8 protein-coding genes are annotated in these 10,900 nt (G+C 36.6%); 5 read left to right on the forward strand and 3 right to left on the reverse strand.

Features of this window, described 5'->3' with window-relative positions:
* Positions 1–102: 102 nt before the first annotated feature.
* Together V7K98_RS22830 and V7K98_RS22835 are read left to right on the forward strand one after the other, a co-directional pair.
* On the forward strand, positions 103–576 hold the full coding sequence (locus tag V7K98_RS22830; RefSeq protein WP_335025958.1) for a hypothetical protein: 474 nt from the start codon (positions 103–105) through the stop codon (positions 574–576).
* Between the two features lie 139 nt (positions 577–715).
* Positions 716–1,288 (forward strand): helix-turn-helix domain-containing protein, encoded by a 573-nt coding sequence (locus tag V7K98_RS22835; protein WP_335025960.1) that lies wholly within the window; start codon positions 716–718, stop codon positions 1,286–1,288.
* 297 nt (positions 1,289–1,585) lie between these two features.
* Here the strand turns inward: V7K98_RS22835 and V7K98_RS22840 are convergent, their stop codons facing one another.
* From V7K98_RS22840 to V7K98_RS22850, 3 genes are all read right to left on the reverse strand, one after another.
* On the reverse strand, positions 1,586–2,176 hold the full coding sequence (locus V7K98_RS22840) for a hypothetical protein (protein ID WP_335025962.1): 591 nt from the start codon (positions 2,174–2,176) through the stop codon (positions 1,586–1,588).
* 474 nt (positions 2,177–2,650) lie between these two features.
* On the reverse strand, positions 2,651–3,322 hold the full coding sequence (locus V7K98_RS22845; protein WP_335025964.1) for a CHAP domain-containing protein: 672 nt from the start codon (positions 3,320–3,322) through the stop codon (positions 2,651–2,653).
* Positions 3,323–3,985: 663 nt separating this feature from the next.
* Positions 3,986–6,700, reverse strand: a complete 2,715-nt coding sequence (locus tag V7K98_RS22850) for a CHAT domain-containing protein (RefSeq protein ID WP_335025966.1) — start codon at positions 6,698–6,700, stop codon at positions 3,986–3,988.
* 528 nt (positions 6,701–7,228) lie between these two features.
* Between V7K98_RS22850 and V7K98_RS22855 the strand changes: the two genes are divergently transcribed.
* Genes V7K98_RS22855 through V7K98_RS22865 form a run of 3 tightly spaced genes read left to right on the forward strand, consistent with a single transcriptional unit; the run spans position 7,229 to position 10,688 of the window.
* The gene (locus tag V7K98_RS22855; RefSeq protein WP_335025968.1) at positions 7,229–8,701 is read left to right on the forward strand and encodes an MBOAT family O-acyltransferase; all 1,473 of its coding nucleotides are present in this window, start codon (positions 7,229–7,231) and stop codon (positions 8,699–8,701) included.
* A gap of 7 nt (positions 8,702–8,708) precedes the next feature.
* Positions 8,709–9,782 (forward strand): DUF459 domain-containing protein, encoded by a 1,074-nt coding sequence (locus V7K98_RS22860; RefSeq protein WP_335025970.1) that lies wholly within the window; start codon positions 8,709–8,711, stop codon positions 9,780–9,782.
* Positions 9,783–9,809: 27 nt separating this feature from the next.
* Complete coding sequence (locus V7K98_RS22865) at positions 9,810–10,688, forward strand: alpha/beta hydrolase (RefSeq protein ID WP_335025972.1); 879 nt, start codon at positions 9,810–9,812, stop codon at positions 10,686–10,688.
* Positions 10,689–10,900 lie beyond the last annotated feature (212 nt).

Here is a 10,900-nt window from a genome sequence, read left to right on the forward strand (position 1 = left end):
AAATATGATGAAATTTATACCAATACAAAAGATATGTTTACTGAAGAATTTTACAGGCGTAATAGATGCAAATAAATTGCTTAACATTATTTTTGGATACTTATGATTTATAACTTCACTTCTAAAACAACTCTCACAACTGGACTTACTCTCAGTTTAATACTGAGTTTATTCTCCACTATTCCCGGTAATGCTCAAGAAATATACGTTGATGATAACTGCAAACAAAATCAGCAGTTAAGTCAATCCGAGTTATTTGCTGTTTTCCACAAATCAAAGTTTCAAACTAAAGGACAAACTTATTGGTTTTACTCAGGTAAGTATCAAGATGGATCTGCAATTTTTTGTATTTCTCAACCAGGATTCAAGCAACCACGACCTTTAAGTGAGTTAAAACCAATACAGTTTCATTTCATTGAAAAAATCACCAAAGATCCACGTAATAAAACAGCGTTTCTGATCGTTACTCGTGAAGGTAATGGTTCTTATGTACGAATGATCGAATATCGACTAACTTTGTCCACACCTGCTAAACCTACACTAACAAAACTACGGACTTGGAGATCGGAACAGTAGTTGCGATCTTCCTTCACGATGTCTGTGGTAGGCGATCGCAAAATATTATCAAAATTATTTTAAAATAATTGATACTACTCTCATATTGCTATCATTTTGTCCCCAAATAAAATATTAGAATATAAAACATAGTAGAGATATGGATCAAAGCAATCGGTTCAACTCTGAAAATTTCTCTATTAAGCAACAGTATCTAACTCCCTTTGAACGAAAAGGGCTACAAAAAATTTTAGAGCAAGAAGACTTAACTAAAAAATACCGTCAGCGTATTCAAATTATGCTGTTGGCAGACGAACGTAAAACGCAGAATCAAATCTGTCAATTACTAAACTGTTCACGGGTGACAGTCCGACACTGGATTTTGGTAGTTAAATCAGGTGAGGCTCACAATTGGAACGCCTTTCCTCTTGGTAGACCAAAGATAGTTGATGACCAGTATCGAGAGCGATTGAAGGAACTAATGAGCCACAGTCCAAGAGCTTTTGGCTATTCATTTCGGCGTTGGACAGCACAATGGTTAAGCAAGCATCTAGCAAAAGAATTGGGTATTGAAGTAGGTGTTCGTCACATCAATCGTCTGCTCAAGGAAATGGGTTTATCTACTAGATTAAAAGTAGTGGAGGTTGTTGACTCTACTCGAAACAGCTATAACAGTAATCAGGTTGTAATTAGTGACCTCTCAGAAGCCTTACCACCTAATCACAGCCTGTAGCAATTGCATGAAATGAAAGTTTAAAGTTTATTTAACCTTAATCACTCATTCTTATTTTTTTACAAGTAATTATCTTGTTTCACAACCTATCATTATCTCTACTAGAGCTATTTTTCTGCAAGTCAAACTATCCAGTAAAATTACTTCTATCATTGAACAAATTGTCAACTAAAAAATTATGATTTCTGCGGCTGCTGAAGCGAGTATCACAGTCACACAAGAATAACTACAACAATAAATGATATCCGATTAATTAAGAAACTCAGAATCACTAAATAAACCTGGGCAAAGTAAATTTTATTTTGCTTTCATCTCTCGTAGGAGACGTAAATAATCCGAATATCCTAGCCTTTTGGAGAGTAGGATAGCGAGTATATTCGCCCGTTCTTGCTTTCCAGACTCGATTGCATCCGCCAGCTTCTCTGCCAATATAAGGTTGCTTTCTTGGGCAAGATTCTCACTCTGAGTTTCAGCAATCATTTTGTTGGCTTCAGCTTGGGTTTTATCAGGAGAACTGAACTGCCATACGACACCTGCTACAGTTTCCCAACTTGTTATGCCGTTACTCAACGGAACTGCTCGACCGATCGCAAAAACACAAGCTCCACCACAATTGGGATAAGTTAATGCGCTTAGTCCAGAATTAGTGAATTGAATTACGCCAGTTTGCTGACTCACTGATGAAGATGTACCAACTGTCTGCTGCTGACTAATTGATGAAGGTGTAACAACTGTTGTTTCGCTATTGGATGTTAATGGTAAAGTTCCAGATGTTTCAGGAGTAGGTGTTGTTTCACCTACTACACTCCCAGCTACGGCAACCCTACTGATACATAAAATAAGTAATAGAACAGAGATTAAAGTGAGATTAATTGAAAAAATACGCATACTAAAACTCCAAATAACTGAATTAACTAGCTGTCTAATTAATTGGATTTTATGATAGTATTGATACTTGATTATATTACTGTTATGTACATTATAAGCTATTAAAGACAGTGAGTAAAATAAATTATTCAATCTCTAGCTTTCTTGCTTAAAGTTTGATAAGTTGTCTTTATATATGCTTGATGCTTGTTTTAATACTATTTATTATTTGATTAAAGCTTTAGTCTAATAAATAAACATTGTTGAAAATTACGATTTTTCACAAAAATAATGAATAAGCCGGGTTTTTGAACAAAAGATTTTGCATTTCATGCTTATTCGTTTGCCAAAAACCCGGTTTATAGCGTAATGCAAGATATATGTCGAAATAGCTTGAAAGCCTTGGTCAAATATCTGAAAATAACTTTCTTTAGCTAGCTCGAAATTACTTTGAGGGCAAAACAGAAACTAGGAAAGATATCTCTAAAACACGCATTAGGGCGTAGAACCAGGCGCGTTCCCATTAACCACAGCACTTGCAACCCAATTTTGTGTCCCAGCAACACGATACCAACGGCGATCAGGTTGATTGGTCCACAAATCTGGTACTGAATCCCCATACTTCCAACCATCAAAAGAGATTTGCTGATTAGGTGTAAATCGACCTACGACGGACGCATTTACAGAAGCAGCAGAGCGAATGTTAACACCTGTATTGGCAGCTTTCGCGGTGAAATTGACAGAGTGAAATTCGGTAGTAATTGTGCCTTTTTTCCAGAAGGAGATGTCGTTCCGACCGTTGATAGAGCGTGCGAATCCTGTGAGGCGAACGTCATTACATCCGGACTCGTTGAAATAAGAACTACCTACGGATTGATTAGCCCCTCGCAGAGTGATCTGTCCACTGCTGGAAATACTCTCGAGAATGCCAACATGACCATAAGTGGAGTCAGCACCAGGGAAAGATCGCTCCATAACGGCGACTGCACCTGCTTGAGGACTGACTTGAATAAAGCCATTGCGCTGAAGATAGCCATCATTCCAGTCGGCTGCATTGGGATAGTTTCCAGGCAACCCAAATTTATTGGCAACATAGGTTGTACATTGACAGTACACTTCGGCACGGGCTGGATTGATAATGAGAGAAATGCTAGAGATCGCGGGCAAAACGATCGAAGCAGCTAGAAGACTAGACTGAACAAATTTCTTCATATTTAACCACAATTAAATGTTAATAACTACTTCCATAACAAGTATGGAAAGTAAAAATGGTTGAAGTAGATACAGGATAAACAACATATTTGATTTAGGTGAATCATTGGTAATTCTGTACCTTTTATCTCAGGCTTATCCTGTCTGTTTGGGGTTAGAGTTGTTTTTTTTCTTTCCTTGTTTACTATTTGATTTGATAAAAACTCATTTGTCACTATTGATTAAATAACTGAATAGACATTAAATTAGCCACTGATTTTATTAGACAGGTAGCAAATGTAAATTTTGGAAAGACGATTTACCAATGAAATAATCAAGAAAATACATTAGATATAAAATTATGCTATTGAAAAATATAATTACTTTAAATCGCTTAAGTAAGTTCACGTAACTTATATCTTTTCTGCAATTTAAGATAAATCTACTTTTGAACATAATGCTAAACATTTTGTCCAAATTGAATCTTAATTTGATGGAGAATATTGTTTCTGAAATAAATCGAGCCAATAAAAAACTGCCCGTGAATCAACTCATAAGGAACTAAATTCTGTTCCAAAACGTCTTCAATTGCTCAACCTTGAAATTCTTAGTAACGATTATTGGTTGAACCGTATTCCATCACCACCAATTCCCAACTAATATATATGGTGCCCAGTAATAAGGATTTTGATATTCAGGCTGTGCTAAAAGTGCTTTCTGCGCTCGATGCAGTGCTTCGGCTTTCGTAACCCCGCCTTTTTTCAGCTCAGTATAAAACTCCACCATCAATTGAGATGTGGAAGTATCATTAATTTGCCATAACGTTGAGAGAGTGCTATTTGCCCCCGCCCGCACAGCAAGTCCAGCTAGCCCTAAGATTGCCCGATTGTCGCCTTCAGCAGTTTTGCAAGCACTCAGTACCAACAATTTAATAGCTCTGGAATTAACTGTGTCATCCCGCAATAAGTTATTTAACTCCCTAGCTTTGATCAGTTGTTGGTAGGCAAGTAAATACGTATCTTCAGGATTAGAACTAAAGTTACCATGTGTAACAAAATGAACAATGGAAAATGCTTTTGATTCTAACTGTTTGTGGATGTTTTCTGGGGTAAATTGGGAATTAATTAACAGTTTGCTTGGTAGTATTTTAGCTATTTGCTGCAATTCATCAATATTGAGAGATGAGAAATTATGATTTTCGACATTGTTTTGCTGTTCTCCTACGCCACCTGCTAATATCTTTGGATTTTCAATTTGTGAGTTACTTAAATCAAATAATTGTGAATTTGGTAGCAGGGCGATCGCATAATCTTTTTGGATGAGATATTGTTCTTTTTCTTCGTCATACAATACTCCCATTGGAATGTTACGAAGTTCACCATCGAGGACAAAAACTAAGGTTTTTGTGTTGCTATGTGCATTTAAATAAGTTTCAATGGGTTTGATGAGCCAGCGATAAATAATTTGTGATTTAGCTTGGATTTTACTAGGGTTGCGGGTGTATATGGCACTGCGGAGTTGCATGACAGTATCTTGAAGTTCAGTCCGTGAGATGGGATGTACATAGTGTTCTAAGTGTTCTCCTGGTAACTTAAAGATAACTTCTAGTCGGTTTTCTAGAATGATGGGATAGATAAAAACGGCGTTAGGATCGACAGGATTAATTTCCCGATTTATGGGTAATATCTGTGCTAGATTACAGCGTAAAAAATTCTGGAGTTCTGCAAGTTGTAGTGTATCGATATTTACAATCGCTTGCTGGAGATATTCTTGAGATGCTTCTGAGTTAATATTATTTTTTAATAGTAAATCGACTAATCCGCGATAGACAGGTTCTACACGATCTCGATAGGAAAATTGCACATCGGAATTGATGGTAAGCAAATCACTACGAACAGATTTGAGACTTTCTACAGCCATTTTGTAAAATGCGATCGCTTGATCGTCTTTTGTCTGCGCTGCTAAAATTCTTCCCATCTGCCATTCCCACTGATAAGCAATGTCTGGTGCAGCGATGGGTTGAGTGAGGAGTAATGCTTGTTGTGTCAGCTTTTGACTCTCGAATAGGTAATCTTTATCTACTTTCAATATTGACTTCTGCGATGATTTATGTGATTCTTCTCTAGCAAGATATTCATAGAATCCACCACGATTACCAAGAGCGTAAGATAAAGCGCGGGAGTCTTGGAGTTGTGTTGCATCTTGAATCGCTGTCTCTAATAAATTATCAATTTCGTGAGACATAGAACTATCCGCAGCACTTTTTTGAGAGATGCAAGCCAGATTTTGGGCAGCGTTAATCTTTGTATACACCGCCTGACGACCATTTGGTAAGTCAGAAAGTTTAATTTCGTGCCATAATGCTTGCGCTGCGGAAAATTGCTCAGTTTCCACCAACAAGCTTAAGTAATTAATCTGTGCTTGAACGTGTATTGATGGAGATGATGGTACAGCCAGTACTTGTTTGTATTGCAAAGCTGCATTTTGATATGATTGCATTGCAGTATTGGGAAGCGATACTCCTACTGAATCACTTCGTGAACGCTCCTCGCACTGCCAAGGGATATTATTATAGTTGCGAGTCGTGTAGCGATCGCGCTCTAAGTTTCCTTTTGCCCAAAACATATTTGCTAAACTGACCAAAGCAGCACTTTTTACTTCAGTTTTAGCTGACGACGCAGGCAAGTTTTCTGCCAGTGCTAAACTATTCTGCAACGCTATTTGCGATCGCTTTAACTCACCAATCGCCAGCAGGACATTACCCAAACTTAAGTATCCTTCAGCTTTAATCGCAGAGTCGGGTATTGCACTCAACCTTTGCTGAATCTGTTCGAGGTTATTGTATGCTCGTTGATACAACCCTAATGCTTGTAAGGCTTGCGCTTGGTTGATAGTATTACCAATACTTAGAGCTTCATCTCCCAGATGTGTATAAATTTTTGCTGATTGTCGCAAACTATTTAATGCGGCTTCTGGCTTCCCACGCACATACCAAAGGCGACTTTGGATATCCAAGGATTGCGCGTAGATTTTCAGCAGGGTTGGAGAATCCTGGCTTGATTGGGAAGGATGTAAAATTTGCAAACTGGCTGATATCTGCTGTTGGGCTGCATCCCAATCGCCTAGTTGCTGATATGCTAGGGATAAGTTGCTGTGGATTAGTGCTTGAGTGCGATCGCGTAGCGGCTCCTTTGGAGCATCGCTATTGTGAGTTGTGGCGAGTTGTAATAACTTGATAGCCTCAGAATAGCGTCCTAAATTATATGCATCGCGCCCCTGGCGTACCAACTGTTGAACTTCAGTAGTAGTTGGTACTTGGGCTAATACGTAGGGAATTCGCAACCCAAACAACATCAGTATCAAACTCAAAATTAACTTAAACTTAAATCCCATCCTACGAAGCAGTTTAGTATGTTTTCTTGTCATGGGCGATCGCTGTACTCTGAAGGATGAATTTCCAAAACCTAGTCTTGAAAGCTATATATGACGCTACCGCAGAGCAAATTTACAAAAATTTCGCCAAAAGTTCATACCATCCTCATATTTAGTTAGATTGATTCCCAATTAGATAAATAGAATCACTTAACCTGCCAAGAGGATGCCGTCAAAATTATACCTAATTCTTTGTCTGCTTATCTCAGCGACCTTGAGTAAATCAGCATTTGCTGGATCTGCGAGTCCCAAATTTGCTCAAGACGTAGTAGAAAAGAGCATATCGAGTTCAGAAGCGATCGCATTTTCTCATACTTCATGAGTGCGATCGCGCAAGTCCCAGTACTCAACAACATATCTGCATTGAATTCTTAGCAATGTAAATTAAGCCTACACCATCCAAAACTCAAGTTTCTCTCTAATTACAATAATTGTCTAGTAGAAAATGTCATGTTATTCCCAACTTACGATTTCTTGCTGTTTTTCCTCATTATTTTTACTGTCGGCAGCTTTATAAAAAAACAAGTTACAGCTTATAAATATTATTTAATATGCGTCAGCTTTGTTTTTTATTCATTCTGGAGCTTACAATTTCTAGAATTACTATTTATAGATATAGTGATTAACTATCTGATTATCGAATCAATAGAACGCACACCACACAGAAAACAATTTTTATTTATTGGTATTGCCTTTAATATTCTCTATTTATGCTTTTTCAAATATTATAATTTTTTCACTGATTCTCTATATGCAACTTTAAATAACTTTCATATTGAACCTAGCTTCCAAGCACTACAAATTATCACACCAATCGGCATCTCTTTCTACACTTTCAGAATCATCTCTCATCTAGCTGACTGTTATAAAAACCAATTAAAATGCCCATCTTTACTTGATTATGCCGTATATATTACTTATTTTCCGCAAGTTATCTCAGGGCCAATCTCACGGGCTAGCAAATTTTATATGCAACTAAATAGCCGTGATAAATATCATTATCAAATAGAAGCTGTAGTGATTTTGATCGTCTCCGGCTTATTTAAAAAATATACTTTATCCAGTTTTCTATTTAACTTTACCCAACTTCCTTTTCGTTTACCAGAACAATATTCTAGCTTTGACTTGATTCTTGCTACCCTTGCCTACTCATGCCTAATCTACGTTGATTTTAGTGGCTATTCAGATTTAGCTAATGCAATTTCTATATTGCTTGGATTTGAACCAATACAAAACTTCGATATGCCATATCGCGCCCAAAGCTTGCAAGAGTTTTGGCGACGATGGCATATTAGTTTATCAGAATGGTTGCGAGATTATTTGTATATTCCATTGGGTGGAAGCCGTAAAGGTAACTTACAAAAAAACTTGAATTTGCTATTAACTATGATAATTGCAGGTTTTTGGCATGGTGCAGGCTTTAATTTTGTAATTTGGGGTGGTTTACATGGGATTGGTTTAATAGTTAAACATATTTGGAGTGATATTATCAATAATTATCAGTCTTCAAAAAACTTAAAAACACAAGACAGTAAAAAATTAAAAGCTGTACCAAAATCACACCATGAGCATTCTGCATTTTACATGAATATATTTAACTGGCTGTGTACCTTTACTTTTGTAAATATATGCTGGATATTCTTCAATACTTCTAGCCTAGAAATAGCAATAAAATTTTTGCTTAGAATATTTGATTTAAGCTCAAATATTCAATCATCACAATTTAACTGTTGGCAGTTATATACAGTTATTGCTATAGTTTTTACTATGAATTTTTGGGGGGATAAAATTAGCAATCTTTGTAAAAAAGCTTTAGCAAATAAAAATCTTATCATCCAAACTATATTTGCTTCAACCACACTATATGTTGTATTTAGATTAGGGCCAAATACCGTTCCACCTTTTATTTACTTTAATTTCTAGAAATCCCATGCAAGACTTTAAGTTTTTAATGCTTTTCGGATTAGTAGGAGGAAGTTTAATTTCTTTCAACTTTCCAGTCTTCTTAAAAAGTCTGAGTTCGAGTCACCTTGCAAATGCTCAAATCAAAGAAGTTGCACAACAAGTTAAACTGGAAGGGTTTAGTAAAGCTGAACAAGAATTTTGGAACAGCATTAAGTTAGCTGAAAAGGAACCAGAGGCAATTGCAGAATCACCCAAACTAGAAATAAAACCAGTAGATGTATCTCCTAAAATCTTTGCAACTCCTTTTTTAGCTGCAAAGTTAAAAACTCGAAAACAGTCTAATTCAAATGGTATAAAATCGTTATTTTTAACAAAAATAGCTGATTTACAAGCAATCAAAAATCCTCCAGAGTTAACGAACCAATTACCTTACAAGCGTTTTTTACTCACTGGAGATTCTATTATGTATTACCTCAGCGTAGCATTTGAGAATGCTGTTAAAAAAACAGATTATGATTTTGATAAAATCACAGTTGCATTCAAAATTTCAACTGGACTAAACCGGATTGATTTCTATAACTGGTATTTCCATACACGCGAACTTATTCAACAACATCATCCAGATGTAATGGTAGTTGTTTTTGGTGGAAATGATGACCAAAGTATTTTAGATATTAATAAAAAGTTTCGGAATGAGTTAACACCAGACTGGGAAAAAGCCTACGAAGAACGTGTAGAACGTTATGCTAAATTACTTGATGGCTATTCTGTGCGGAAAGTCTACTGGATGGGACACCCAATCTCTAATGTAGCTAGATATAACAAATTCTTCCCTATTTTCAACCGCATTTACAAAAAAGTTGCCGAAACACACCCTAAAATTGAATTTATTGATACTTGGGAAGCATTTGCTGTCAATGGAAAATTTTCTCCAGTTGGTGCAGATAATACTGGTAAACGCGGACAAGTTCGCACCAGTGATGGTGTTCATCCAACGGAACATGGCGCAAAGATTCTGATTGATATTCTCAAGCAGAAGATGATAGCAGATGGGGTTTTAAAACCAAAAATTAAGTCTGTTGCAAAAAGAGAAGTTTAAATTAGCATAACTTTGGTGTTGTAAAATATGAGAAAAGCAAACTTATTGGTTATTACATTTTTATGTATTCAAATATTTACGAATACTGCTATAGGAATTAATAAATCAATAGATTATGTCGTTCAATATAATATTACTTACCAAACAGTTAATAATCATCCGCTAAAACTAAACCTTTATCGGAACAAAAAAACAGGTTTGCGTCCTATATTAATAGTTATTCATGGCGGAGGCTGGATAAAAGGAAGTAAAGATGACGGAGATGAGCCGTTTTTTGCACCTTATTTCAATTGGGGATTCTCAGTCGTTAATATTGATTATAGATTGGCAAGTACTGCACTAGCACCCGCAGCTGTTGAAGATTCAATATGTGCTTTACGCTGGGTTATTCGCAACGCTGCAAAGTACAATTTTGATACCAAAAAGATTGTATTAACAGGGTTTTCCGCAGGTGGACATCTCGCACTCACAGCAGGAACTATACCCAATGTGACTAAATTTGACCAGCTTTGTCCTGGGAATGAACCGCTCAAAGTTGCAAGTATTATTAACTGGTCAGGTATTACTGATGTTAATGATTTACTCATTGGCCATAATCAAAAATACTTCGCTTTACAGTGGTTTGGTAATAAAATCACATCACGAAAATTAGAACTTGCTAAAAGTATTTCCCCAATTAACTTTGTTCGTCGGGGATTACCTTCTATCCTAACAATACATGGTGAAAAGGATACGTTTGTACCTTACAGTCATGCAACTCGACTCCATCAAGCATTGCGTAATATCGGGGTTACAAATCAGTTATATACTGTTCGTGGTGCAGAGCATGGTGGTTATAGTAAAGCGCAGAAAAAAGAGATATATACAGTTATTAAGATGTTTTTGACTAAGCAGGGCATAATATAGCTCATTGGTATCAACTTAAGCTCAAATGCTTATGCCACATACCTTTTAGCGCACCATAACCCTCCCCGTATGTATTGAGGAGGGAACCGGATTTCCTATTTCCCCCATTTCTAAGCAGGGCTGTTTCATTCCATTTCAAACAGGATTTGTCAAGATGGTTAGCGAGAAAATTGTAAGTAAGGGTGACGATGAGATGAATATTTAAGCACTGA

The sequence above is a fragment of the Nostoc sp. genome, from assembly GCF_036917435.1.
Taxonomy (GTDB): domain Bacteria; phylum Cyanobacteriota; class Cyanobacteriia; order Cyanobacteriales; family Nostocaceae; genus Nostoc.